This window comes from Thalassospira sp. MCCC 1A03138 (assembly GCF_002115785.1).
Classification (GTDB): domain Bacteria; phylum Pseudomonadota; class Alphaproteobacteria; order Rhodospirillales; family Thalassospiraceae; genus Thalassospira.
Map to the genome: position 1 here is coordinate 83,444 of NZ_JFJY01000008.1, position 25,170 is coordinate 108,613.

The 25,170-nt window shown below is 55.1% G+C and carries 28 protein-coding genes; 20 read left to right on the forward strand and 8 right to left on the reverse strand.

The genetic code is table 11. The features are described 5' to 3' along the window. Positions 1 to 14: 14 nt before the first annotated feature. Entirely contained in the window at positions 15 to 203 is a 189-nt protein-coding gene (locus tag TH468_RS21495) for a hypothetical protein (protein ID WP_063095421.1), read from the reverse strand. Between the two features lie 213 nt (positions 204 to 416). Beyond that, positions 417 to 1,274 carry a universal stress protein gene (locus tag TH468_RS16285; RefSeq protein WP_051682248.1) on the reverse strand — a complete coding sequence of 286 codons (858 nt, stop codon included), beginning with the start codon at positions 1,272 to 1,274 and terminating at the stop codon, positions 417 to 419. Between the two features lie 322 nt (positions 1,275 to 1,596). Between TH468_RS16285 and TH468_RS16290 the strand changes: the two genes are divergently transcribed. Continuing rightward, complete coding sequence (locus tag TH468_RS16290) at positions 1,597 to 1,902, forward strand: helix-turn-helix transcriptional regulator (RefSeq protein ID WP_085645662.1); 306 nt, start codon at positions 1,597 to 1,599, stop codon at positions 1,900 to 1,902. A 70-nt stretch (positions 1,903 to 1,972) separates the two neighbouring features. Here the strand turns inward: TH468_RS16290 and pdxH are convergent, their stop codons facing one another. Continuing rightward, positions 1,973 to 2,593, reverse strand: a complete 621-nt coding sequence (gene pdxH, locus TH468_RS16295; protein ID WP_085645663.1) for a pyridoxamine 5'-phosphate oxidase — start codon at positions 2,591 to 2,593, stop codon at positions 1,973 to 1,975. 148 nt (positions 2,594 to 2,741) lie between these two features. Between pdxH and TH468_RS16300 the strand changes: the two genes are divergently transcribed. From TH468_RS16300 to TH468_RS16315, 4 genes are all read left to right on the forward strand, one after another. Beyond that, entirely contained in the window at positions 2,742 to 3,218 is a 477-nt protein-coding gene (locus TH468_RS16300; RefSeq protein ID WP_085645664.1) for an RT0821/Lpp0805 family surface protein, read from the forward strand. A gap of 169 nt (positions 3,219 to 3,387) precedes the next feature. Further along, positions 3,388 to 4,317, forward strand: coding sequence for a DnaJ C-terminal domain-containing protein (locus tag TH468_RS16305; RefSeq protein WP_085645665.1), 930 nt, complete (start codon positions 3,388 to 3,390; stop codon positions 4,315 to 4,317). A gap of 107 nt (positions 4,318 to 4,424) precedes the next feature. Further along, positions 4,425 to 4,838 carry a DUF411 domain-containing protein gene (locus TH468_RS16310; RefSeq protein WP_139834740.1) on the forward strand — a complete coding sequence of 138 codons (414 nt, stop codon included), beginning with the start codon at positions 4,425 to 4,427 and terminating at the stop codon, positions 4,836 to 4,838. After that, positions 4,838 to 5,104 carry a hypothetical protein gene (locus tag TH468_RS16315; RefSeq protein ID WP_085645667.1) on the forward strand — a complete coding sequence of 89 codons (267 nt, stop codon included), beginning with the start codon at positions 4,838 to 4,840 and terminating at the stop codon, positions 5,102 to 5,104. The genes TH468_RS16310 and TH468_RS16315 overlap by 1 nt, the downstream gene beginning before the upstream one ends. A gap of 22 nt (positions 5,105 to 5,126) precedes the next feature. Here TH468_RS16315 and slyA read toward each other — a convergent pair whose 3' ends face one another. Further along, entirely contained in the window at positions 5,127 to 5,627 is a 501-nt protein-coding gene (gene slyA, locus TH468_RS16320) for a transcriptional regulator SlyA (protein WP_085645668.1), read from the reverse strand. A gap of 214 nt (positions 5,628 to 5,841) precedes the next feature. Here slyA and TH468_RS16325 point away from each other — a divergent pair, with 214 nt between their 5' ends. The 5 genes from TH468_RS16325 to TH468_RS16345 all read left to right on the forward strand — a co-directional run bounded on the left by TH468_RS16325 (position 5,842) and on the right by TH468_RS16345 (position 11,444). Then, a complete protein-coding gene (locus TH468_RS16325) occupies positions 5,842 to 7,185 on the forward strand; it encodes a mechanosensitive ion channel family protein (RefSeq protein WP_085645669.1) in 1,344 nt (447 codons plus the stop codon). A 99-nt stretch (positions 7,186 to 7,284) separates the two neighbouring features. Continuing rightward, positions 7,285 to 7,983, forward strand: a complete 699-nt coding sequence (locus TH468_RS16330) for a thermostable hemolysin (RefSeq protein WP_085645670.1) — start codon at positions 7,285 to 7,287, stop codon at positions 7,981 to 7,983. 2 nt (positions 7,984 to 7,985) lie between these two features. Next, a complete protein-coding gene (locus TH468_RS16335) occupies positions 7,986 to 10,004 on the forward strand; it encodes an AMP-binding protein (protein ID WP_085645671.1) in 2,019 nt (672 codons plus the stop codon). Continuing rightward, positions 9,976 to 10,779, forward strand: coding sequence for an SDR family NAD(P)-dependent oxidoreductase (locus tag TH468_RS16340; RefSeq protein WP_246832367.1), 804 nt, complete (start codon positions 9,976 to 9,978; stop codon positions 10,777 to 10,779). Before TH468_RS16335 ends, TH468_RS16340 begins: the two co-directional genes overlap by 29 nt. Next, positions 10,776 to 11,444 (forward strand): tetratricopeptide repeat protein, encoded by a 669-nt coding sequence (locus TH468_RS16345; protein WP_085645673.1) that lies wholly within the window; start codon positions 10,776 to 10,778, stop codon positions 11,442 to 11,444. Before TH468_RS16340 ends, TH468_RS16345 begins: the two co-directional genes overlap by 4 nt. Before the next feature lie 87 nt (positions 11,445 to 11,531). On the opposite strand, the gene TH468_RS16350 is transcribed toward TH468_RS16345, so the two are convergent. Then, on the reverse strand, positions 11,532 to 12,890 hold the full coding sequence (locus TH468_RS16350; RefSeq protein ID WP_085645674.1) for a YihY family inner membrane protein: 1,359 nt from the start codon (positions 12,888 to 12,890) through the stop codon (positions 11,532 to 11,534). A 201-nt stretch (positions 12,891 to 13,091) separates the two neighbouring features. Here TH468_RS16350 and fabI point away from each other — a divergent pair, with 201 nt between their 5' ends. The 5 genes from fabI (at position 13,092) to TH468_RS16375 (ending at position 17,664) form a co-directional block, all read left to right on the forward strand. Next, on the forward strand, positions 13,092 to 13,922 hold the full coding sequence (gene fabI, locus TH468_RS16355) for an enoyl-ACP reductase FabI (protein ID WP_085645675.1): 831 nt from the start codon (positions 13,092 to 13,094) through the stop codon (positions 13,920 to 13,922). Between the two features lie 80 nt (positions 13,923 to 14,002). Beyond that, on the forward strand, positions 14,003 to 15,094 hold the full coding sequence (gene aroC / locus TH468_RS16360) for a chorismate synthase (protein WP_085645676.1): 1,092 nt from the start codon (positions 14,003 to 14,005) through the stop codon (positions 15,092 to 15,094). 162 nt (positions 15,095 to 15,256) lie between these two features. Then, on the forward strand, positions 15,257 to 16,381 hold the full coding sequence (locus tag TH468_RS16365) for a hypothetical protein (RefSeq protein ID WP_139834741.1): 1,125 nt from the start codon (positions 15,257 to 15,259) through the stop codon (positions 16,379 to 16,381). Between the two features lie 162 nt (positions 16,382 to 16,543). Beyond that, positions 16,544 to 17,149: a TetR/AcrR family transcriptional regulator gene (locus tag TH468_RS16370; protein WP_085645678.1), complete on the forward strand. Its 606-nt coding sequence runs from the start codon at positions 16,544 to 16,546 to the stop codon at positions 17,147 to 17,149. Positions 17,150 to 17,196: 47 nt separating this feature from the next. Beyond that, positions 17,197 to 17,664 (forward strand): DUF2269 family protein, encoded by a 468-nt coding sequence (locus TH468_RS16375; RefSeq protein WP_085645679.1) that lies wholly within the window; start codon positions 17,197 to 17,199, stop codon positions 17,662 to 17,664. Between the two features lie 3 nt (positions 17,665 to 17,667). On the opposite strand, the gene TH468_RS21500 is transcribed toward TH468_RS16375, so the two are convergent. Beyond that, the gene (locus TH468_RS21500; RefSeq protein WP_168177163.1) at positions 17,668 to 18,564 is read right to left on the reverse strand and encodes a DMT family transporter; all 897 of its coding nucleotides are present in this window, start codon (positions 18,562 to 18,564) and stop codon (positions 17,668 to 17,670) included. A gap of 232 nt (positions 18,565 to 18,796) precedes the next feature. On the opposite strand from TH468_RS21500, the gene TH468_RS16390 reads away from it, so the two are divergent. Together TH468_RS16390 and TH468_RS16395 are read left to right on the forward strand one after the other, a co-directional pair. Continuing rightward, a complete protein-coding gene (locus TH468_RS16390) occupies positions 18,797 to 19,726 on the forward strand; it encodes a LysR family transcriptional regulator (protein ID WP_085645681.1) in 930 nt (309 codons plus the stop codon). 96 nt (positions 19,727 to 19,822) lie between these two features. After that, complete coding sequence (locus tag TH468_RS16395; protein WP_085645682.1) at positions 19,823 to 20,251, forward strand: heme-binding protein; 429 nt, start codon at positions 19,823 to 19,825, stop codon at positions 20,249 to 20,251. 31 nt (positions 20,252 to 20,282) lie between these two features. Here TH468_RS16395 and TH468_RS16400 read toward each other — a convergent pair whose 3' ends face one another. Beyond that, the gene (locus TH468_RS16400; RefSeq protein ID WP_085645683.1) at positions 20,283 to 21,023 is read right to left on the reverse strand and encodes a TlyA family RNA methyltransferase; all 741 of its coding nucleotides are present in this window, start codon (positions 21,021 to 21,023) and stop codon (positions 20,283 to 20,285) included. A gap of 32 nt (positions 21,024 to 21,055) precedes the next feature. After that, positions 21,056 to 21,733, reverse strand: coding sequence for a GntR family transcriptional regulator (locus tag TH468_RS16405; RefSeq protein ID WP_085645684.1), 678 nt, complete (start codon positions 21,731 to 21,733; stop codon positions 21,056 to 21,058). Between the two features lie 319 nt (positions 21,734 to 22,052). On the opposite strand from TH468_RS16405, the gene dctP reads away from it, so the two are divergent. The 3 genes from dctP (at position 22,053) to TH468_RS16420 (ending at position 25,169) form a co-directional block, all read left to right on the forward strand. Further along, on the forward strand, positions 22,053 to 23,060 hold the full coding sequence (gene dctP, locus TH468_RS16410; protein WP_037990004.1) for a TRAP transporter substrate-binding protein DctP: 1,008 nt from the start codon (positions 22,053 to 22,055) through the stop codon (positions 23,058 to 23,060). Positions 23,061 to 23,141: 81 nt separating this feature from the next. Then, a complete protein-coding gene (locus tag TH468_RS16415) occupies positions 23,142 to 23,840 on the forward strand; it encodes a TRAP transporter small permease (protein WP_037990007.1) in 699 nt (232 codons plus the stop codon). 12 nt (positions 23,841 to 23,852) lie between these two features. Beyond that, a complete protein-coding gene (locus TH468_RS16420) occupies positions 23,853 to 25,169 on the forward strand; it encodes a TRAP transporter large permease (RefSeq protein ID WP_085645685.1) in 1,317 nt (438 codons plus the stop codon). Position 25,170 lies beyond the last annotated feature (1 nt).

A 25,170-nucleotide genomic window follows, 5' to 3' on the forward strand; every position in this document is an offset into this window, starting at 1 on the left:
AGGGACTTTGTAAGTTATTCGCCATCCACATCGTTGGCGGCACATGGTGCTTCATTGCAATTGCTAACAGGGCCAGCAGCAACACCGGAATAGCTTGCAACCAAAGCGCCAAGATCGGGCAAGCCGACATTCTGACGGGTAAGCTCCCGGCTCAGATCCTCGGACATGGATGCGAAATCAATGACATCGCGAAGTGATAACATGGGATTTTCCCCTGCCAGACGTTTCTTCCACTGTTCTTTTATCGGGCGAAGGCCTCGTTGATCGGGCCGTCGTCTTTGTAAGATTTCAGTAACGGTGGCGGGTTTTGTTCGCAGACGCAACAAAAAAGGCGCAAAGGACTGCGCCTTTTTTGTCATATACCAATGATCATACAAATAATCATCCGGATTTCAGGATGTTACGTGACCCATGGGTCAATGCATTATCCAAAGCGGCAAAGTGCATTTTGCCAGCATATCCTGTGTAACACCACCAAGGATCATTTCCTTGAACCGCGAATGGCTGTAAGCGCCAAGTACGATGCTATCGGCACCGACCTTTTCTGCCTCGGATATCAAGGCATTAGCAACGTGCGACTGTTCGGGCAATTCGGACACCCGCGCCTCGACTCCGTGCCAAAGGAACTGTTCGGCCAATGCTTTGGCACAGGCGCGCCCATGGGGGACTTCGCCGACACTAACGATGGTGACTTCCTTGGCCGTACGCAAAAGTGGCATGGCCGATGTCACGGCACGGGCGGCTTCCACTCCGCCATTCCAGGCAATCACGACTTTTTCGCCAACGGTTTCGGGTGTTTTTTCTGGCGCAACGAGCAACGGACGACCGGTTTCCATCAGGGCGGCATCAAAAGTAAGCGATGCGGCAGCTTCGCGCGGTTCGCGGCCAATAACCACAAGATCAAACAGACGACCACGTCGGGCAACGGTTTCGTCTTCACGACCATTGTCGCGCCGCCATGCACAGGTCGCCTGAAGATCGGCCATCGGAACGGCGGCCTCGGCAACGGCGGCGGCGTCACGCGCCGCATCATAGGCAGCACGCCCGCGGGTTTCACGGCGCTGGGTTTCGTTTTCAGCAGCCCGCATCATTTCTTCGATGATCAGGCCCGACATGCCTTCGCCGACAATCGGGATCGCATCTTGTGGTTCAGCGGCAACAAACAATGCCTCAAGATGTGCATCAAATCTTTTGGCCGTCCGGAACGCCAGATCCAGTACACGCTGATCAATGTTCGAACCCGCCACCGGGGCCAGAATTGTTCTTACTGCCATCGCACTCACTCCCGAGAATTGATGTGTCTTCCGACACGTGTGCCTTGTTGCGATCACTAGAATGCGTCAAGACGTCAGAAAGGGACAGTCTGCAACCAGAAAACGCATCTTTCCTTGTTCAAGATCAAAACTTTTATAAAAGATCCCGTCCATGCATTGAAAAGGGGCTTTCCCCTACGAAATGCTTAGGCTGAGAAAGAAACCAGTGTAACATCAAACCAATGCGTTGCCGAATGCCGAAGATTAATCATCCTATACGGTTTATTGGTCTTAACGTGCCAGAAAATAGCCGCACTGACTTCGAGAATGGATACTGCCTGCGATGCCCTATAAAAACTTGCATGAAAACGCTCGCGAGGCTGCCGAGTTCCTGAAAACATTGGGAAACGAGTGGCGTCTGATGGTTTTATGTTCGCTTGGAACAACAGAAAAATCAGTCAGCGCGCTTGAAGGTGAACTAGGTATTAAACAATCCGCCCTGTCGCAACATCTTGCCCGTTTGCGCCGCGAGGGACTGGTCAAGACACGCCGGGAATCGCAAACCATCTATTATTCACTGGCCAATCCCGAGATCATGAAAATCATCGTCGTGTTACAGGAAGTCTTCTGCCCGTCAGAAGAATACTGATCAAACCAGCCAAACAAAAACGCGCGAACCGACATTCGCGCGTTTTGCATTTTCAGAACAGCCTTCCACATCACGGGAAAAGCTTTTGCAGGTTCCAGCCCTTATCCTCGGCATCGCGGGTGTAAAGCTGGCGATCATGCAGGCGGAACTTGCCTTCGGACCAGAATTCGATGCGATCAGGGATCAGGCGGAAGCCGCCCCAATGCTCCGGGCGAGGTACTTTGCCCAGCCCGAATTTGGCGGTGAATTCGGCAACCCGTTTTTCCAGATCGAACCGGCCACTCATCGGGCGGGACTGGGTTGACGCCCACGCACCAAGCTGGCTGCCGCGCGGTCGGGATGCGAAATACTCGTCGGACTCCACAGTGTCGACCTTGATCACCGCCCCCTCGATGCGAACGCATTTTTCAAGCGACTTCCAGTGAAAGCACAATGCGGCGAAACTGTTTTCGGCAAGCTGATCGCCCTTGCGGCTTTCATAGTTGGTGTAAAAAACAAAACCGCGCAGATCAAAGTCCTTAAGCAGTACAATTCGCGCCGAAGGCCGCCCGCGCGCATCTGCTGTCGCCAGCGTCATCGCATCCGGATACGGTTTCTCCTTGTTTTTCGCCTCTTTAAACCACACGTCAAAAAGATCGAACGGTACGGCATGATCTTCATGCCCCATTTTTGGCGTATTTTTTTCGTCCATTGGGGTCAGGATTCCTTTGATAGTTCAAAATCCGCACCAAATTCGAAAGATACGGGTTTTGGATATACGTGAAACGACGCAATCAAGATCGTTCCGTAGATACAGAACATATCGGTTGGGACAGGAAAGACAAGGTAGGCAAAAAAATATGAAATTTCGTCATATCGTAATCCCCGTCATAATGACCGCATTCATTACCGGTTGTGCACAGGATCAAGGCCAGAAACAAACCGCAGGCACCCTTTTGGGCGCGGTTGGTGGTGCGGTTGCCGGTGCGCAGTTCGGCAAAGGATCGGGACAGCTTGTCGGTGTGGCACTTGGTACACTGGCTGGCGCCTTTATCGGCAGTGAAGTCGGCAAGTCACTGGACAATGCCGACCGCGCGATCATGGCACAAAGCACGCAGCGCACCCTTGAAAGTGCGCCGACGGGCCAGACATCGACCTGGAACAACCCCGATACCGGGGTTCGTGGTACGGTAACCCCGACCCGGACCTATCAGGAACCGAAAACCCAGGAATATTGCCGTGAATACCAGCAGACCGTCACCATCGGCGGCAAGCAGGAAGAAGCGTACGGCACCGCATGCCGCAAGCCGGATGGAAGCTGGGAAGTTGTAAACTGACCGTCGCGAAACGACATTAAAAAAAGCGGCGCGTTCCTTGCGAACAGCGCCGCTTTTTCATATCTGAGCCGTGTCAAGGACAGCAATAAAAACAAATGCCTTCCTTGCAACAGCCAATACAGGCCTATAATACATTTATAGCGTTTCCCATTTTCCAACCGGTCAGGCGATGCAGGATCCCTACAAGACTTTGGGCGTTGCCAAAAACGCCACCCAGGACGAAATCAAAAAAGCCTATCGCAAACTTGCGCGCGAATTGCACCCGGACGTCAATCCCGGTGACACCAAGATCGAAGAGCGGTTTAAGAAAGTTTCGGCCGCCTATCATCTTTTGGGGGATGCCGAACGTCGCAAAAAATATGACGCGGGCGAAATTGATGCCGATGGCCGTGAAACCGGGCCGTTTGGCCGTGGTGGCGGTGCGCGTTATAGCGGCCAGGCTGGCGGTGATCCGTTTGGTTTTTCCGGTGCCAATGCCGAGGATATCTTTGACGAGATTTTCGGCAAGGCTGGCCGTAGCGGCGGGGGCGGGGGCGGCTTCGGTGGTTTTGGTGGGCGCAGACAGGCAGAAAAGGTCAAAGGACCCAATATTTCCTATGAGCTTAGCCTTGATCTGGCCGAAGCCATTATCGGCACGACCAAGCGCATCAATCTTGCCAGCGGTAAAAGCCTTGAAGTCCGCATCCCTGCCGGAAGCGAAGATGGCCAGACCCTTCGCCTGAAAGGCCAGGGAATGACCGGCATGAATGGCGGGGAAGCTGGTGATGCGCTGATCAAGCTGCATGTCCACCCGGACAAGGTTTTCCGTCGCGAAGGCAATGACCTGCATTGCGATCTTGCGATCAGCCTGGCCGAAGCAATCCTTGGCGGGTCTATCGAAGTCCCTACGATCAATGGCAAGGTCAGCATGAAACTCCCCGCCAACGCCAATAGCGGCACGAAATTGCGGCTACGTGGCAAGGGTGCGGCATATGACCGGGGTGACAAACGCGGCGATCAATATGTACATCTGACCGTAAAGCTGCCCGAAGATCGCGACGATGAACTGATCGATTTCGTACGAGAATGGTCGGAAAAACATCCTTACAAGGCACGTTAACACGGGTAGCCCGGCCACGCCCGATTGCGGCTTGACCGGGCTCAAGACTCGCACCTGCTCTAACAGGCATTCTGCCTTTGCAGTTTTATCTGACAAAGGCAGAAGTCATGAAACCCATTGCTCTTTCTACGATTCTTGCCGGTATCGCCCTGATCGGGTTGACCGCATTTGTCGGCACGTCGCGCCCGACGCTTGAACTTTCATACACGAATGATTGCCAAGACAGCACCGATTGGCAAAGCCGCCTTGTGGCCGAAGGTTTTGACGTTCGCGCCGCACAGGTCAGCAACCTGTCCCTTTCAGAACAACAGGCAATGATGATCACCCCTGCCCCGATGCGCGATTGCAAGATCGGGCGGGTTGCGGGTTATAGCGTGATCGGCGAGGTCCCGTCTGGCGATATCGTTACACTTTTGCGGCGCAAACCGGCGGATGTTATCGCGCTTGCCCTTGATGGCCCGGCACAGGAAACCGTAGCGATCCATTCTGATGGAGCAGTCGAGCGGCGCAGGTCAGAATAATGAAATATCTTTCGCGCTTGCGGCTTGCCTTTACCGGGATCGGAATGGTTGCGGTTGGCATTTTATGGGGCAGTGCTGCAATGGTCTGGTTGTCATTGCCCGGCGGCTCGCCGACATTCATGCCCGCAAACAGTTTACTGCCCGCACTTGTGATCAGTCTTGCGATCTTTGGCGGGCTCGGCTTTGGGGCCGCAGTTCTGACCGAACGATGGGAGCGCGAAACCCTGCGGAACCGATCATCCGACCAAGCCCTGCCTCACAGGTAGATATAAGACGGTGGAAACGGTTTTAGGTTTTCACCCGTCCAACCATGATGATGTCCTTGTCCTGTTCACTTCCGGCAAAGGCATCGAACTGTCGGCCGATCTTTTTGAACACGGTCAGACAATGTTCAAGTTCTTCATCGGTAACATCGGCAAAAATCTGAGCGCGGACACCTTGTATGACCGCCTGAATCTGTCGCAGCGCCGGTTCGGCCTTTTCGGTCAGGTGAACCGTTTTTGCCCGTCGGTCATCGGGGACTTCGCGCCGTTCGATCAATCCCTTTTCCTCCAGCCAGTCCAATGTCCGCACCAATGTCGGCCCCTGAACCCCGGCAATACGCGCCAGTTCCTTTTGCGTCAGGTCATGATCGGTCGTGCTGAGCCGAAACAGGATGATCCAGCGCGCCTCGGTCAGGATAAAGGGCGATAAACGCCGATCGACTTCCGCGCGCCATTGCCGGGCAAGCATGCCCAGCCAGAAACCGAACTGTTCACGCGATGCATTGCTATCTTTGGAAATTGTCATGGGGGAGATACCTGCAGGAGGTTTTTGATCCTAGAGATTTAGATAGATAGCTATCTAACGTCAAGGAAACCAAAGCCAAAAGACGCATCTTTCGCAGAACCAACCAGAACACGAAGAATTAGCCCCCTATCTCTCGCAGGCGGTTTCGCGTTACCATATGAAATATAATGCTTTCCATTCACCAATCGTAATACAGGGCAAAATCAGGGGACGTATGGAGCCATTCTGGAATCCCGACCAGCTCGTGATCTGGTTTGAACAGGCCGCCGCATGGGTGGACAACAATATCTTGCTGGTTCCGATCCTGTTACAGATCGGGGCATGTTTGCTGTCGGTGATCCCTGCCCTGTTGCTGCGCAGGCCGCTTTCGCGCCAACTGGCGCGCTTGCAGAACTGGCGGGCGCTTTTGCACTATGCCGGGTTCCGTCGGTTGCTGGCGGTTTTACCTGATCTGGCATTTCCGATCATTCTGGTTCTGCTGATCTGGTTTATTGATGCGGTCGCGATACAGGCGGGGCTGCGGCACAATATCCTGCGCCTTGTCGCAAGCCTTCTGAATGCGTGGATTTTCATCCGTCTGGGCACAGCGGTGGTGAATGATCCCGTCTGGGCCCGCAGTATCGCTATCATTGCATGGGGGCTGGCCGCCCTTAACATTGTCGGCTGGCTTGATCCGGCAATTGATCTGCTGGACAGCCTTGCCCTTCATATCGGGCAGTTTCGAATATCGGTATTTGGCATCCTCAAGGCAATGCTGTCTTTGGCGATCCTGCTTTGGGTCGCGTCATTTGCCTCGCGCATTTTCGAACAACGCATCCAGAAGGTTCATCGCCTGACGCCATCGGTTCAGGTGCTTATGTCCAAGCTTCTGAAACTTGTGCTGCTGTCGATTGCGGTTTTGTTTGCGCTTTCGACCATCGGTGTCGATCTGACCGCGCTTGCTGTCTTCGGTGGTGCCATCGGTGTCGGCATCGGGTTTGGTCTGCAACGGATTGTCGCCAACCTGATCAGCGGCGTGATCCTGTTGCTGGACCGGTCGATCAAGCCGGGCGACGTGATTGCGATTGGCGATACATTTGGCTGGATTCAGTCGCTTGGCGCGCGTTACACCGCCGTCCGCACCCGGGACGGCACCGAATTCCTGATCCCCAACGAAGACCTTATCACCAATCAGGTGGAAAACTGGAGCCACTCGGACGTCAAATTGCGCCTGAAGGTTCCGGTCGGCATTGCCTATCGTTGCGATCCACATTTCGCGATCAAACTTTGTAACGAGGCTGCTGCAAAATGCGCTCGCGTTCTGGATAATCCCGGCCCGAACACACTGCTACGCGGCTTTGGCGATAATTCGGTCGATCTTGAAATCCGCTTCTGGATCACGGACCCACAAAACGGACGTGGTAATATCATCAGCGAGGTATTGCTCAATGTCTGGGATAGCTTCAAGGAAAACGAGATCGAAATTCCGTTCCCGCAACGCGACCTGCATCTGCGCAGTTCCGATGGTACGGTAAAGATCGAAATCCCCGGCAATACCCCAGAAAACACTGCCCGCTAAAGTAACATTTCCAAGGTTTTGCTTTAATAATCCCTCATTCAGGTTGCTGTCAGGTTCCTGGCCAAGAATGCGCTATCAACGCAGTCGAAGGCCAATGGCATGCTTCACCTGAATTATAATGAAAACGGTTTTCCCACCGCCAAGCTCAGTTTCCAGAAACGCGGTTTTCTGGATCATCTGCAGATGCGTGCCTGTGCCATTTCGGTGCTGACACTTCTGGCGACAGAACGCCCCGAAGTCGAAACATTCATCGCCAATATCTATGCCGACGCCTATGACGCCGCGATCCGCGTGCAATATGGCAGCCTGATGAGTGTCCGCGACGATGCCGGACGGATCGTCGCCGCCCTTGGTTTCCGGTCAGCCGGGCATGGGCCGCTGTTTCTTGAACAATATCTGCCCGCGCCAATCGAAGTGATCCTTGGTGTGCCGCGCCATCAGATTGTCGAGATCGGAAATCTGGCGTCCTCGGGCGGTGGGGCGTCGTCCTTCCTGTTTGCGGCACTGTCGGCCTATCTGCACCATAACGGCTTTAAACAGGCGGTTGTGACCGGCACCGACAGTATTGAAAAACGCCTGCGTAAAATGGGCCTCAAGCCCGTTCGCCACGCCCATGCCGATCCAACACGGCTGACGGAAAACGAAATCGACTGGGGCCGGTATTACGACACGTGCCCGCATGTTCTGTCTGGTTCGGTCGAACATGGTTATCGCCGCCTTCAGACATTGCTGGGTGCAGAATACACCCACATGCGCCCGCACCTTTACCCCCATCTGCAACATAACGGCGAGAAATAATCATGCTGTTCGAATGCATCCGCACCCATAACGCCGATCAAGTCGCACTCCGCGAAGGCGATGATAGCGTAACCTATGGCGACCTCTCCGACCTGATCGACGCACGTTGTCTAGAACTTGCAGATGTCGATGTACTGGGTATAGCACTTGATAACGGGATCGACTGGCTGGTCTGGGACCTTGCCGCCCTATCGGCCGGTATTGTATGCGTCCCGATCCCGCCATTTTTCACCCGCGATCAGATCAATCACACCATTGTTACCGCGGGCATCACCCACATGCTGACGGCTAATGGGATCGCGGAAACAGGGCAGTCGCGTTCGCCCGACATCCCCGATGGCACGGCAAAAATCACCTTCACGTCCGGCACCACCGGTACGCCAAAGGGCGTTTGCCTGCCCGCATCGGCGATGATCACTGTTGCATCTTCGATCCACGCGATGCTGGGCGATGATTTTGCTGGCACCCATGCCTGTGTGCTGCCACTTGCAGTACTTCTGGAAAATGTCGCGGGGGTTTATGCCGGTCTTCTGGCCGGGTGTACCATTACCCTGACACCGCTTGGCCAGTTCGGGCCGCAATATCAGGGCCTGCACGAAATCCTTAAGGATACCCGTGCGACATCGGGCATTCTGGTGCCTGAAATCCTGCGTGCGCTGATGATGCAGGTCATCCGCAAAGGTCCCCTTCCTGACCTTAAATTCATTGCGGTTGGTGGATCGCGTGTTGATCCGGCCCTGATTGACAAGGCCCGCCATATCGGTCTTCCGGTTTACGAAGGATATGGTCTTTCGGAATGCGCATCGGTCGTTTCAATGAATGTTCCGGGCAAAGATAAGCCCGGCACCACCGGGACGCTTTTGCCTCATGTAAAGGCCGAGATTTCCAACGATGAAATCATCATCGAAAATCCCGGTTTCCTTGGCTATGTCGGCGCATCAGCACCGGCCTTTCTTGCAACCGGCGATCTGGGGCAGATTGATGACGATGGTTTCGTCTGTGTGACAGGACGACGCAAAAACGTCCTGATCACATCGTTTGGGCGCAACATTTCCCCCGAATGGCCTGAAGCCGCCATTTTGGCCCAGCCAGGCATCTATCAGGCCATGGTCTTTGGCGATGGGGAACCGGCACTAAGCGCCCTGATCGTTCCGACCGGTCCAACCGCCGATATCAGTGCCGCGATTGCCGAGGCCAATGCTGGCCTGCCCGATTACGTACACATCAAATATACCCGCATCGTTGCCCCCTTTACGGTCGAAAACGGCTGCCTGACAGGCACCGGACGCCCGCGCCGCGATGCGATTGCCAAACTTTACACATCCCCCTTGTCCGTCCCGGAGAAAACCATGAATTTTTATGATCGCCTTGTTGCCGAAACCGCCGAAGCCCGTGCGTCACTTTATCACGTTCCCCAGCTTGTTGATGGCCTGCAAGGTCGCATTTCACGGTCAACCTATGTCGCCTACCTGACGGAAGCATATCACCATGTCAAACACACCGTTCCCTTCCTGATGGCGATGGGATCGCGCCTGCCAGATGAAAAACGCTGGCTGCACAAGGCGATCATTGAATATCTCGAAGAAGAAGAAGGCCACGAAGAATGGATTCTCAATGATATCGAAGCCGCCGGTGGCAACCGCGAAGCCGCCCGCCACGCGATACCAAACCTCGAAACCCAGGTGATGGTTGCCTATAACTACGACTATATCAGCCGTAAGAACCCGGTCGGTTTCCTTGGTATGGTCTTCATGCTTGAAAGCACATCCACCCAAATCGCCAGTCAGGGTGCGGATGCCGTCATGACCGGCCTTGATTTGCCGAAATCAGCATTCAGCTATCTGTTTTCGCACGGCACCCTTGATCTTGAACACATGAAATTCTTCGAAAAGACCGTCAATCAGGTCACCGACCCGGCTGATCAGGCCGCCATCATCGAAGTCGCGCAAAACACCTTCCGGCTGTTTGCCAATCTGTTTGCGGCGATACCGCATGAAGGACAACGTAAAAATGTTGCTTGATGGAAAATCCGTTTTCCTGACGGGGGCGACTGGCGGCATTGGCATGCCACTGGTCAACCTGCTGATCGAACGCGGGACAAATGTCGTTGCCTATGACCGCACGACGCAGGGCAACCTGATGGAAAGCATTGATACAACATGCAAGGCATTGCGTGAACACACACCCGACATCCTGATCAATCTGGCTGGGATCAATGATTTCAATCATGCCGAAGATCAGGATTACGACGCGCTTGTGACGTTGAACCTTTTGGTGCCAATGCGCCTGTGCCAGGCCGTTCTCCCAGCCATGCGCAAACGCGGTAGCGGTCAGATCGTCAATATCGGATCAATGACCGGATTGATCCCGTTGCCCCATATGACCGGCTATGTCGCCGCCAAATCCGGGCTTAAGGGATATAGTGATGCGCTGCGTCGTGAACTGACCGGCACGGGCATCACCATAAGTCACATCGCCCCGCGTGCGGTTCGTACCACCATGAACAGTGGCAAGGCAGGGCTACTTAACCGTCGCACAAATGTCATCGAAGATGATCCGCGTTACGTTGCCCGTCAGATCGTCAATGCAATTGAACACGATAAAACCGATGTTCGGATCGGCTGGCCGGAACGGCTTTTTGCCCTGATCAATGCCGTCATACCGGGCATCGTCGACAGGGGACTTCGTAAAAACACCGCAATCGGCGAAGAAATCCTCAAAGCCGATCAGATGGCTGCCCCCATCCCCCTGATCGCCAAAAAACCGGATGCCAGCCCAAGGAGCCACCCGGCATGAAAATCACCCATTTTGCCATGATATGCGCCTTTGCACTCAGCCTGCCTTTGGCTGTCAATGCTGGCACAGCCTATAACGAAGCAATGAGTGGCGTTGCCCGCCTGCAAGAAGAATGGGCCCGCATCAAGTACCAGATGACGGATGAAAAACAGCAGCTTGATGCCATTCATCAACTTGAAACCGAGGGCGAAAGTCTACTGAACCTCTATCCGGATAGTCCCGAAGTCATGATATGGCAGGGTATTGTCCTATCGACCGATGCCGGGATCGTGCGCGGCATTTCCGCCCTTGGCAAAGTAAACGACGCGCGCGATTTGTTTGAAAAGTCGATTGCCCTCGATCCAACGGCACTTGATGGATCGGCCTATACGTCACTGGGATCGCTTTATTATCAGGTGCCCCCATGGCCGCTTGCCTTTGGCAGTGACAGCAAGGCCGAAGAATTCCTGAAAAAGGCGCTGGAACTTAATCCTGACGGGATTGACCCCAACTATTTCTATGGCGATTTCCTGCTTCAGAACGATCATTACGCCGAAGCCCGGGTTTATCTGGAAAAAGCATTAAACGCCCCCGACCGCCCCAGCCGCGCATCGGCTGATGCCGGACGCCGGGCAGAAATCGCCAAAGCATTGAATGCAATAGCGCAGGAAGTTTCCAAAAACTAACGTTTGCGAACCGCACAATCACCCCAAAAGAAACAAGGCCGGGAAACACCTATCCGGCCTTGTTTCTTTTGGGGTGATTGTAACGCTTTAATCGACGATTTCGGTCATGTCTTTGGGCCCGATTTCGTCTTTCTTTTCGTCTTCAGGCTTTGTTTCAACCTGCTTGGGGGCTGTATCATCGGGTTTTGGCAAATCAAGCAGGGCAGCAATTTCAACATCCAGAACGGATTTTCGCGTTTTTTCCAGTTCCACCAGACGTTCGCGCATGGCACCTGGCCAACCGCCATCGGCATTAACCAGAAGCAACCGGTCATAATCCAGAAACAGCCCCAGCCTGGACATCAGATCCACCAGCGTGATCCGCGACAGATCGCCTGATAAAAGCCAGCGGTGGCTTTCGGACCGTTCAATCAGCTTTTCACGCCGAAGTGCTGCCAAGGCCCAGTTAAGATCCCGCCCACCCAGCTTGGTTTCACGCAACATCCGGCGATAGGTTGGCGGTTTGGTGGCTTCGCGGAAACCGTGTTGCAGATATTCCAAAACCCGCAATACCGCGATAATGCGTTCCATGTGACCGGGCACCGCCCCTCGCGGATCGGGAACGAGCCCTGCCGCACGTGCGGCCCGCCATTCAGACCGGGCGGCGGCCACCTGCGCGCCCAGCAGGACAACAATCCATGTCAGATACATCCACAACAGAAAGATCGGCACAATCGCGACCGCGCCATAGATCGTCTGATAGGTCGGAAAATTAATGACGTAATACCCGAACCCTTTTTTGAGGGCCTCGAACAAACCGGCCGCCACCAAGCCGCCCAAAATACCGTCAATAATCACAACAGAACGGTTCGGCATGCCGATAAACAGAAGCGAGAACGCAACAGCCGACAGCAGGAACGGTGCAAGAAACGTCAACTGCCCAATATGTTCACCCAGCCCATCGGCCCCAAACATATAGCGCATGGCAAAAATATAGGATGCCAGCGAAAGGCTAAGACCCAGCAACATCGGCCCGACCGTCAGCAAGGTCCAGAACACCACAAGCTTCGCCAGGAGTTTGCGCGGCGTCGACACCCGGAAAACATCATTCATCGCGCCTTCGATTGCACCCAGCAACATCACGGCTGTCAGGCCGAGGACAATCGTGCCAATCGCGGTCATCTGACCGGTATTCTGAAGAAAATTGCCGAGGTAGTCGGTCACCTGTTCGCCGGTTTCAGGCAGGAAATTGTTCAGGACCACGCCCATAATCTGATCCTTCCACTGTTCGAAAACGGGGAAGGCAGACAATACCGTAAGCGCAACAGCAAGAAACGGAACCATGGCAAGAAGGGTTGTATAAGACAGCCCCGCAGCACGTTGGACGGATTTGTCATGCACAAATCGCATAATGGCGTAGCGCCAAAACCCGGTGCGGTCCTTAAGTAATTGCCCGATTGGAACCATTAAACACTTATCCCTGCGCGATTTCCGGTTATAGTGTAATTGATCAACAGGATAGCGCGCCCGCACAAGATAAAACAGGCCAGATTGACCTTGGCTTCGCTTTGTGTAGGATGCGCCCAATGTCAAATGCCTCCTGTGTGGGTCACAGCTTTGTTCCGCGCTGCCCCGCACCAGAGAGAGATCGTGGGAACGAGAGGGAAAATGAGCTTTTCCGCCGAAAACATTTCTGGCCTGATGGCTGGCAAGCGTGGCCTGATCATGGGCGTCGCGAACGATAAATCCATTGCCTGGGGTATTGCACGCACTGTGGCTGCCGCTGGCGCCGAGGTTGCCTTCACCTATCAGGGCGAAGCACTCGAAAAGCGTGTCCGCCCGTTGGCGGAGTCTGTCGGCAGCGACATCGTCCTGCCATGCGACGTGACCGACGCAGCAAGCATGGATGCCGTTTTTGAAACGTTAAAAGAAAAATGGGGCAAGCTGGACTTCGTCGTGCATGCCATCGGTTTTTCCGACAAAAACGAACTTCGTGGCCGCTATGTCGATACATCGCCTGAAAACTTCGCGCTTTCAATGAACATCTCGGTCTATTCCTTTACCGCAATCGCCCAGCGCGCGGAAAAGCTGATGACCGATGGTGGTTCGCTTCTGACCCTGTCCTATTACGGGGCAGAAAAGGTGATGCCGCATTACAACGTAATGGGCGTTGCCAAGGCGGCTCTTGAAGCCAGTGTGAAATATCTTGCCAATGACCTTGGTCCGGATCGCATCCGTGTGAATGCCATTTCGGCAGGCCCGATGAAGACCCTTGCCGCGTCAGGGATTGGCGATTTCCGCTACATCCTGAAATGGAATGAATATAATTCGCCGATGCGCCGCAACGTCACGCTTGATGATGTTGGCGGATCGGGCCTGTACTTCCTGTCGGATCTTTCAACCGGCGTTACCGGGGAAACCCATCATGTCGATTGCGGTTATCACACCGTTGGCATGAAACAGGCAGACGCACCGGATATCAATGTTCAGAAATCCTGATCCGAACATGATATGATCTTGCGGGCTGCCTTACTGGCAGCCTGTATTGTCTTCAAACACCTGAATTCTGGATATCGGAAATGGCTGGCAACAGTTTTGGCTCTCTGTTTCGCTTCACCACATTTGGCGAAAGCCACGGCCCGGCGATTGGCTGCGTCGTTGACGGGGTGCCGCCGCTTCTTGACCTGACCGAAGAAGACATCCAGCAGTTTCTTGAAAAACGCAAACCGGGCCAGTCGCGCTTTACCACCCAGCGCCGCGAACCCGATCAGGTCAAAATCCTGTCAGGCGTGTTCGAAGGCAAAACCACCGGCACCCCTATCGGACTTCTGATCGAAAACGTTGATCAGCGCTCCAAGGATTACGGCGAAATCAAAAACCAGTTCCGCCCGGGCCATGCCGATTACACCTATTGGGAAAAATACGGTATCCGTGATTACCGCGGTGGCGGACGATCATCGGCGCGCGAAACCGCGATGCGGGTTGCCGCCGGGGCGATTGCGCGCAAAGTCCTTGGCGAGGATATCAAAATTCGCGGCGCCCTGATCAAGATGGGCACCAAGGAAATCAATCGCGACAACTGGAACTGGGACGAAGTTGATAACAACCCGTTCTTCTGTCCCGATGCAGCCGCCGTTCCGGTGTTCGAAGAATATCTTGATGGCCTGCGCAAGGACGGATCATCGGTCGGTGCAGTAATAGAAGTTGTCTGTTCGGGCGTTCCGGTCGGGCTGGGTGACCCGGTCTATGACAAACTTGATGCTGATCTGGCCAAGGCGATGATGACCATCAATGCCGTCAAGGGTGTTGAAATTGGCAACGGATTTGAGGCCGCCGAACTGACAGGTATCGAAAATGCCGATGAAATGCGCATGGGCGAAGACGGCAAGCCGGTCTTTGGCTCCAACCACGCGGGCGGCATTCTGGGCGGGATTTCATCCGGGCAGGATGTTGTTGTGCGCTTTGCCGTCAAACCGACCAGCTCGATCCTGACACCGCGCAAAAGTGTCGATATTTACGGCAAGGATGTCGATGTCGTCACCAAGGGCCGCCATGATCCGTGTGTTGGCATTCGTGCCGTTCCGGTTGGCGAGGCCATGGCAGCCATCGTTCTGGCCGATCATCTTTTGCGCCATCGCGGCCAGTGCGACGGCTGGAACCGCAACAAGTAATCAACAACTAATTCCTACGTCAAATCGCACAAATAGTCTGTCACAAGCAGCCTGTTGCACCGTCATCGGTGTATGAACCCGACATTGTACAAAGCCCTGATTCTGCTTGCATCCGCGAACAAACCGGCCCCGGCCTCCAAGGCAGCCGGTCGGGATGCTGGCTTGGGCAACAGAACAGTTCTTTATCCTGATGAGCCGGTCGATCTGCCCGATTGGGGCATTGCGGCCCTGCCCGCCATGATCCTTGGCGCGGCGCCGCAAAGCTGCCTTTTCGTCAGCGATCTGACCATCGAACAACCCGAAGGCGACGGCGATACCAACGCCGGTTCCTCTGATGACGAAGAAGACGAAAGCGTGGGCAGCGTTTCCTTCTCGCTCACGGTCGACAGTGCCCCTGATCCAACCGCCAAAATCACTCAACGCCAGATCACTTGGCGATTGGCCATGCCGGTGACCGCCTTCCGACAGGTTACCACCAACGCCAACAGCACACCGGTGCGTGCGCCTGTAATCAGAACGAAACTGATCCTGCGCGATGTCGTCTGTGATGTCGAGCTTGGCCTGCTTGAAATGGCGGGCATCACCCAACCGCTTCTGGTCGGACGCGATATTCTGTCCAATCGCTTCCTGATCCGCCCGGATCATGACAAGACATCATCAAACCCACCTTCACCCTCGGCAACGCTTGCCCCGGCGCCTGAGGACAAACCTGCCGAAACGGCGTCTTCTGCGCCATTGGCATCAGATACAGGCACCAGCAACCAACAATCCGCTACAACCACGCCAGACATGCCGGCGAGCCCGACCGATACTGGCAATGCGACAACCGCAGCCGATGAACCACAAAAAGCCCCTGCACCTTCTGCAACAGGCGACAGCACCAATACCGTAACGGATGGCGGCACCAACAGTTCGGCCACGCAGCCTGCCGGTCAAACCGGTGCGGACGCAGGAAGCACGTCCGACTCATCCGCAGCAGGTTCGATATCAACAGATGACACAACGGCATCTTCTACGCCCGACGCCACCACTGGCGCACTTGCCGACACCACGGCGGCAGAGGCACCAACGGGCAATAATGCGCCAACCGAAAACGGAACAGAAGCCGCAGCCACCGCGATAACTGCGCCCAAAAGTGACGCTGCAACCGATGACAACAAAGCCGACGATAACAGCGAGGCCCCTGCCGTAACCTCAACGGCAACCGTTAGCGATGACGCATCCTCAATATCTGCGGTCCAGAATGAAGATGATGAATCCACATCATCGCCACCTCCGGCAACCTAGCGTTCAGGATTTTAGCGGTGCTTTAAGCCCGGCTCCATAATTCCATAATCCCCGACAGCGCCAAACTGGACCGTCACATTGACGGTCCTTTTTTGCTTGTGTCATGGCCTATCGATTGTTAAAGTTAACAAAGTTAACATAAGAAAATCGAGATACGAGTTTATGGGGAAATACCATCACGGCGACGTCCGTAATGTCCTTCTACAGCAAGCTGAAAACATCCTGACCGAAGAAGGCCCAAGTGGCCTGTCGTTGCGACGTCTGGCGCGGCTTACCGGTGTTTCGGAAGCAGCGCCCTATCGCCATTTTGACGGTAAGGATGGCATTTTGGCGGCAGTAGCGATTGATGCGTTTGAACGCTTTGCCGAACGGCTTGAAGATGTTGCTGCAAATATCAAAAAACACGAAGAGCGCATCATGGCGCTTGGTGCGGCCTATGTGCATTTCGCGGTCGATTTCCCGCAACATTTCCGCCTGATCTTTGGCCGGGAACGCCCGCCATTGGATCAATATCCCGAACTTCGCGAAGCAGCCGATAATGCGTTTGACGTATTGCAGCGCGCCGTAACATCGGTTGATCGCCGTGCCGACATGACCCTGAACGAGGCTGCCACCGCCTATAACCGCGCGCTGGCCGCATGGAGCCGCGCACACGGCATCGCCATGCTGGTGATTGACGGCATGATTGTTCCGCCTGCCGATCAGGAACTCGATGATTTTGTGTTGGGGCTTCTTGCCGAAGACCTGACCGCACCGGACAATACCTGATCTGAAATCCCCGATTCCGATTTCCCAAAATTCGAAGGCTGTTCGCGATGGAATACACCACCGTTAAATTCATTCACCTTCTGGGTGCCGTGCTGTTTCTGGGTAATATAATCGTTACGGCAGTATGGAAAAGCCTGGCCGACCGCACCAGAAACCCGGTGATCATCGCCTTTGCCTGCCGGTTGGTGAATGTCACCGATCTGGTCTTTACCGCCTTTGGCGCAGCTCTGGTCGTGATTGGTGGGGTTGGTCTTTTTCATGCCGGGGGCATTTCGCTTTCCGATAGCCCGCATCTGACGATTGGCATCAGTCTGTTTGCCATGGCGGCAACCCTTTGGCTGGTCGGGCTTTTACCCTTGCAGCTCTATATGTCGCGGATTGCCGCCAAGACGGTGGCGGCGGGTGAAACCATCATGCCAGATGCCTATGATAAATGTGTAAGGCTTTGGACGATGCTGGGCATTGCCGCAACCCTGATGCCGGTTGGCACCCTTTGGTTCATGATTGCCAGATAGTGCTCAGAGCGTACGGCGACGACGGGTCGCGATCAGAAGGGCCACAACCACCGCCGCACTGCCCATGATGTGCCACTGATTGAGCATCTCGCCGAGGATGACAGCCCCAAGGATCGAGGCGACAAAGGGCTGCAACAGCAGAATCATTGATCCGGTCGCCTCGTCCACGCGCTTCAACCCGACCGACACCATCCCCTGCCCCAAAACATGCACCAGCATCGCAAGACCGATCAGCGCCAGCCAGCCTGTCATATGTGGCAGCAGGACGAAATTGCCTTTGATCACCATCATCACGCCCAAGCCAATCATGGTGGTCAGGGTGCTCCAGAACATGATTGATGCGGCACTGTGATTGCGGCGCAACCGGCTGATGACAATCAGATATCCGGCATAGAAAAAGGCCGCCAGAACGGCAAAGGTATCACCGCGCATGGATCCGGCCCCGGTTTCACTGGCGCGAAACAGGAAATAGCCGCCAATAACGGCAAACGGTACCCCGCACCAGAACATCACGCCGGGTTTGCGCGCAATGCCAAACAGACCAAGGAACCCGATAATCACGGGGGCAAGGTTGTTAAGCAAAATCGCATTGCCGACCGTCGTCATTTCGATCGCCATATGGCAGGCGACCAGATCGGCGGCAAATAAAAGACCGGCAAGGATCATCAAACCCGTATTACCATGCTTGCGCGCGGAAACGTCATTTCCGTTGGCTGGTTTTGATGATCCTGCCGGCATCAAAAAGACGGTCGCGCCCAACACGGGGGCTGCGAGCGCGACACGCCAGAAAGCCGAGGCATCGGGTGACACACCGCTATAACGCACAAAAATCGGACCGAGCCCCATCAGGATTGCGGCCACAACAAGGGTCGCAATAGCCCAGAATGATGACTGAGCCATCAACTTTAATCCTTCTTCTTGCTGCGCAATGTCCGTGGTGGCGGAGGGAGTAACAGATGTACTTCCGGCATTGCGAAGGATGTCAGGTAAGGCACGGGACATGGTCTGGTCTTTCGAAACGATAGCGAGGTGCAGGTTGTGCAAAATGCGCCCTGGCTGATAGCGCTTATCTTGCAGCGGTGCTATATCGATGTGAAATTGCTTCGCCTTATTGTCGGGATAAATTGCGCTTATGGCTCTTCTGAATGTCGATATTGATCTGCTCAGAACGTTTCTGACCGTGCTGGATACCCAAAGTTTCACACGCACGGCCGAACGCCTTTTGCGCACGCAACCCGCCATCAGCCAGCAGATCAAAAAGCTTGAAGATACCGTTGGCGCACCGCTGATTACGCGCGACCGCAACGCCATCACCCCGACCACAACCGGACTTGTCGTCAAATCCTATGCCGAGGGGATTATCGGCCTGAACGACAAGATGCTGGCCGATCTTCTTGATGCGGCACCGGCCGTGCTGCGCATCGGGCTTCCCGACGACTATGCAGCAATCTATCTGCCGGAAATCCTGCGGATTGCGGCCCTCCGCCTGCCAGAAACAGAAATCAGTTGCCATGCGGATATCAGTCGCAATCTCGGCAAACGGGTCGCCAATGGCGATCTTGATCTGGCGATCCTGACGGCAGATCCCGAAACCCCCAGCCTGCATGTGACATCCGAACCGCTGGTCTGGGTGGCGGATGCCGGGTTTGACCATCAGGCACGTCCGCTTCGCCTGTCGATGTTCCATGATGGCTGCGTGATCCGCCGTTCCGTGACCGAAGTTCTGTCACAACAGAACATCGCCTTTCGCATCAGTCACAGCAGCGACTCCAATTCCATGATTATCACGGCAATTGATGGCGGCCATGCGCTAGGGGCGATGCCACGCTGTACAGCGGAATATGCCGGAATGCAGATTATTGATGATCCATCCCTACCGCCATTGCCAAAGATCGACATCGCCCTTCTGGTACGCGAACAGGCCAATCCTGCGGTTCGGGAACTCGCCCTTGGTGCGATTGCGGCCCTTGCACCGTCAACACCAGCAGATAGCAACGAAGACAATCACAGCATGACCGGCACAATTGTGCCTGCCACGGCACCGGCTTCTTCCACCATATGAAAAGACTTTTTATGCGGTTGATCGCCCGATAACGCCGCCCATAAGATGCCCCGGCAAGAAACAACCGTTTCAATAACATCCTGCCGGAGACGCCCGATGCTGACCATCAAACGCCTGTCGATCGATGACGCCAAAATACTGATCGAAGGCGCACGCAATCGCGCCACCGAAATCGGTATTCCCATGTGCATCGCCATCACCGATGAATCCGGTGTCCTGATTGCCTTTGAACGCATGGATGGCGGCAAGGTCACCAGCACGACGATTGCCCAGGATAAGGCATTCACCGCCGCGGGTGCGCGCAAGGCGACGCATGAATATGCCGCCTCGGCCCAGCCGGGCATGCCGGCATTCGGCATCGATTCCGAAGTCGGCGGTCGTCTTTCGATTGTCGCCGGTGGATTGCCGGTATCGGTTGATGGGGATGTTGTCGGCGGAATCGGCGTCAGTTCAGGCACTCCGCCGCAGGATCAGGATTGCGCCCAGGCCGGGATTGATCATTTCCTGAAAGTGATCGGTAAATAAGCCCATCACTATTGGCGGAAATCGGCGCTGATTACGCCGATTTCCGCCCGCCGATCAGAAATTCGACATTGCCTTCGGGCCCCGTGATCGGGCTTGTCGCGATGCCAAGCACCTCCCAGCCCGGAAGATTTGCCAGCCAGCTGGAAATGGTGTCGCAGACTTCCTGATGCAGTTCCGGTTCACGGACCACGCCCTTTTTACCCACGCGTTCCTTGCCGACTTCGAATTGCGGCTTGATCAGCGCGATCAGCCAGCCGCCCGGTTTGACCAGATCAAGGCTTGCCGGAAGCACCGTACGAAGGCCGATGAAGCTGGCGTCGCAGACAACGATATCAATGGGATCGGGAATTTGTTCGGACGTGATGTGACGCGCATTGGTCTTTTCCATCACGACAACCCGGTCGTCATTGCGCAGTTTCCAGTCAAGCTGCCCCTGCCCGACATCGACCGCAAAGACCTTGGCCGCACCGTTTTGCAAAAGCACATCGGTAAAACCGCCGGTCGAGGAACCGACATCGATGCCGGTAAAGCCGGTGACATCAACCCCGAACTCGGCCAGACCCTTTTCAAGCTTGAGCCCGCCGCGCGATACCCACGGATGGGGTTGCCCGCGCAGGGTCAGCGAAATGTCTTCCTTGCATTGCAGCCCCGGCTTATCGAGCCGTTGCTCGCCGCTAAAGACATTGCCTGCCATGATGAAAGCCTGTGCCTTGGACCGGGTTTCCACCAATCCGCGTTCAACAAGCAACTGATCCAAACGTTTCTTTGCCATGCGCGGGTTTTAGCGCAAAGTTCCGAAGAAATCTAGCTCGCCAGCGGCTCAAGGTAACCACGCGGCACAATGGCCAGAAGATCGTTTAACGCCTCGCCCTGAACCGCGACATGCTGATGCATCAGTCGGCCCGCCCGTTCGGCATCGCCGGTCGAAATCGCATCAAGGATTTCGGAATGTTCGGCATTGGATTTTTTCACCCGCCCCGGCCGGTGCAACTGCAAACGGCGATAGGGTGCGAGGCGGTTGCGCACATTCTTGGTCTGACGTTCAAGGAAACTGTTGCGGCATCCGGCGTAAATCACTTCGTGGAAATTGACGTTGGCCTCGTAATAGGCATCGGCGTCTGCATGTTCCTGAAGCGTGCCGCATTCATTGCCAAGTGCGATCAGCTTTTCAATGTCGGTGCGCGCCATCCGGCGCGCGGCAAGCCGGGCACACATTGCCTCAAGCTCCGCCATGACTTCGAACATTTCAATCAGATCGGCCACGGTGATCGAGGCAACGATGGTGCCGCGCCGAGGCATGGTCGCCACCAGCCCCGACCCCGCCAGCGTTTGTAACGCTTCGCGGACCGGGGTGCGTGAAACACCAAACCGTTCCGACAGGCTGCGCTCGTCCAGCTTGTCGCCGGGTTTAAGAACACCGGTGACAATATCGCGTTCAAGTTTCTGAACCAGATCGGTGGCGAGCTTGCCGTTCCGTGACATGAGAAGCCTCATCCTTGCGCTGCAATCGTGGTATACCAGAACATAGAAAATGGTACCACGCAAAGCCTTTTACGTGCTGCTTTGCATCGAAATTCTGCTGCATCGCAAAAGTTATCTGGCAAAAAACGGCTAAAATGGCTGCAATCCTTGAGCGCACATCTGTGGCACCGCAATACACATTTCTGGTATACAAAAATCCATAGACAGGATGCCAGAAATCTGTAACGCTTTTTGATATTGCGAAATCCGCACCAATAAAAAGACGTGTCAACACGTCACAAATGCATCCAGAAACGCATGCTTCATCCGGGAGGAAAAGATGAAGATTTTCAAACGTACCCTTACGGCGTCCGTCGCCGCTATTACCCTGTCCATTGCTGCTTTTGGCATGTCCTCGAACGCTGATGCGGAAACGCTCAAGCTGTCTCACCAGTGGTCGACCGGCGATGTCCGCCACAAGGTCGCCCAGATCATTGCCGACGAAGTCAAAGCGGCCAATGTCGATCTGGAAATCCAGATTTTCCCGTCCGGCTCGCTGTTCAAGGCGAACGAACAGTGGACGCCGATGGAACGCGGTCAGCTTGACATGATCGTCTATCCGCTGGCCTATGCCGGTGGCCGCATTCCGGCAACCAACCTGACGCTGATGCCCGCACTGGTTAAAAACCATGACCACGCTGAACGCCTGAACAACTCGCCCTTCATGGCAAAGATGGAAGAACTCCTGAATGAAAACGGGGTTGTTACCATTGCCAAGGGTTGGCTGGCCGGTGGCTTTGCCTCGACCAAGGGCTGCATCCGGGTTCCGGATGACGTCAAAGGCCTGCAGATCCGCGCCGCTGGCAAATCGTTCGAACAGATGCTTCAGGGTGCCGGTGCATCCATCGCCGCAATGCCGAGCTCGGAGATCTATCCGGCCATGCAGACCGGCGTCCTTGATGCCACCAACACCAGTTCTGCCAGCTTCGTTTCATACCGCATTTATGAACAGGTCAAATGCTACACCCCGGCGGGTGCCAACGCGCTGTGGTTCATGTATCAGCCGGTTCTGATGTCGAAGAAAACCTATGACGGTCTGAACGACGCCCAGAAAGATGCCCTTGCCGCGGCAGCCAAAAAGGCCGAGGCGTTCTATTCCGAAGAAGCCCGTAACGAAGATGCCAACAGCGTCAAGGTCTTCAAGGATGCCGGTGTTGAAATCGCCGATCTGACCGACGCCGACTTCAAGGCATGGCAGGAACTTGCCAAACAGACGTCCTATGCGAAGTTTGTTGAAGAAACCCCGGGCGGTCAGGAACTGCTCGATATGGCTCTTGCCGTAGAATAATGGTCTCGTGGCGCCGGATGCATGCCGGCGCCACTTCTTTTCCGCTTTTTTGCGACGAGCTTGATCTTCAGGAGTCCCAGCGTGGCGAACGCAGTTTTTCCCAATTCCCTTCCGGTCGACCTGCCTGACGAAGGCGATGGCGCACCGCGCGCGCGGTCGAACCATAACAGTTTCCCGCCGCCACCCGATGTCGAACCGCTGCCTGAAAAAACCGGCAGCACCGGCACAGGGACGCGCCCTGATCCGATGAAACCGCGTGGCCCGCTTGATCACGCAGTCAATGTCGTTCACTTCCTGTCAAAGACCTGTGGTGTTGTCGCGGCATCGATGTTCTTCATTGCCATGCTGCTGATCTGCCAGTTGGTCTTCATCCGCTATATCCTGAATTCCTCGACCGTCTGGCAGACAGAAGCCGTGATTTACCTGATGATCGGCGGCACCCTGATCGGTCTGCCTTATGTGCAGCTGCTGCGCGGGCATGTGAATGTCGATCTTCTGCCGATGTATCTGAAACGCGGGGCGCGCAAACTGCTTGCGGTTGCGACCCTGCTGTGCGGCCTTGCCATCAGTGCGATGTTTGCCTTTTACGGCATCGAACTGGTGATCGAAGCCTATCAGGGTGGGTGGAAATCACCGTCGATCTGGGCCCCTGCATTGTGGAAGCCCTATCTGATGCTGCCGGTCGGTTTTGGCCTGCTGTTCCTGCAATTCCTCGCCGATCTGATGTGCCTTCTGACCAACCGGTCGAAAGCCTTCCATATCGAAGACAACCCGTTTTAAGGAGCCGGTGCAATGGATCCGCTTTCTCTTGCCGCGCTCGTTGGCATTGTCACCACCCTGATCCTGTTTTCCGGTATTCCGGTCGGTATCGGTCTTTTGATGGTCGGTGTCGGGTTTATCTGGATTTTCGATGGCGCAAGCGCGCTGCCGCTGCTGCCTGAAATCCTGTTTTCCAAACTTGAAAGTTTCGAAGTTCTCGCCATCCCCATGTTCATCCTGATGGGGGCGGTTGTCGCATCATCCCGTGCGGGTGGTGATCTGTATTCCGTGCTGGATCGCTGGTTAACGCGTGTGCCGGGGGGATTGGTCATTTCCAACCTGGGGGCATGCGCGATCTTTTCTGCCCTGTCGGGATCGTCACCGGCGACCTGTGCCGCGATTGGCAAGATGGGCATTCCCGCCATGCGTGAACGCGGTTTCCCGAGTTCGGTTGCGGCTGGTTCGATCGCAGCAGGCGGTACACTTGGCATTCTGATCCCGCCCAGCGTCACGATGATTGTTTACGGCATTTCGACCGACACATCGATCGGGCGCCTGTTCCTTGCCGGTCTTCTGCCGGGTCTGATGCTGACCGCGCTGTTCATGGCTTGGTCGCTTTATTCGACCTGGCGTCAGGGCAATGCATCGGTTGCACTGGCATCGGTGACCTATAGCTGGAAGGAAAAGTTTGAAATCCTTCCACGTGTTCTGCCCTTCATCGTCATTATCTGTGCGGTTCTGTTCGCACTATATGGCGGGGTGGCAACGCCGTCCGAAACGGCGGGTGTTGGCGCTCTGTTCTGCCTGATTGTCGCGATGATCATCTATCGCATGTGGCAGCCGGGCAAGCTTTGGAACATCATGCGCGACACGACCCGTGAATCGGTGATGATCCTTTTGATCATCGGCGCGGCCGGTCTGTTCAGCTATATGCTGTCCTCGCTGTTCATTACCCAATCCATCGCACAGTGGATTTCCGCCCTTGACGTCAACCGCTGGGTTCTGATGGGCTTCATCAACGTGTTCTTGCTGATCAGCGGTTTCTTCCTGCCGCCGGTTGCCGTGATCCTGATGTCGGCCCCGATCCTTTTGCCGGTGATCGTCAATGCCGGTTTTGATCCCTACTGGTTTGCGGTGATCCTGACGATCAACATGGAAATCGGCCTGATCACGCCACCGGTTGGACTTAACCTTTATGTCATCAATGGGATTGCACCCGACATCCGCCTGCAAACCATCCTGAAAGGGGCGATGCCCTATGTACTGTGCATGGTGGTTGCCATCGTGATCCTGTGCTTCTTCCCGCAAATCGCCACATGGCTTCCCGAAACGGTCATAGGAGGACGTTAAA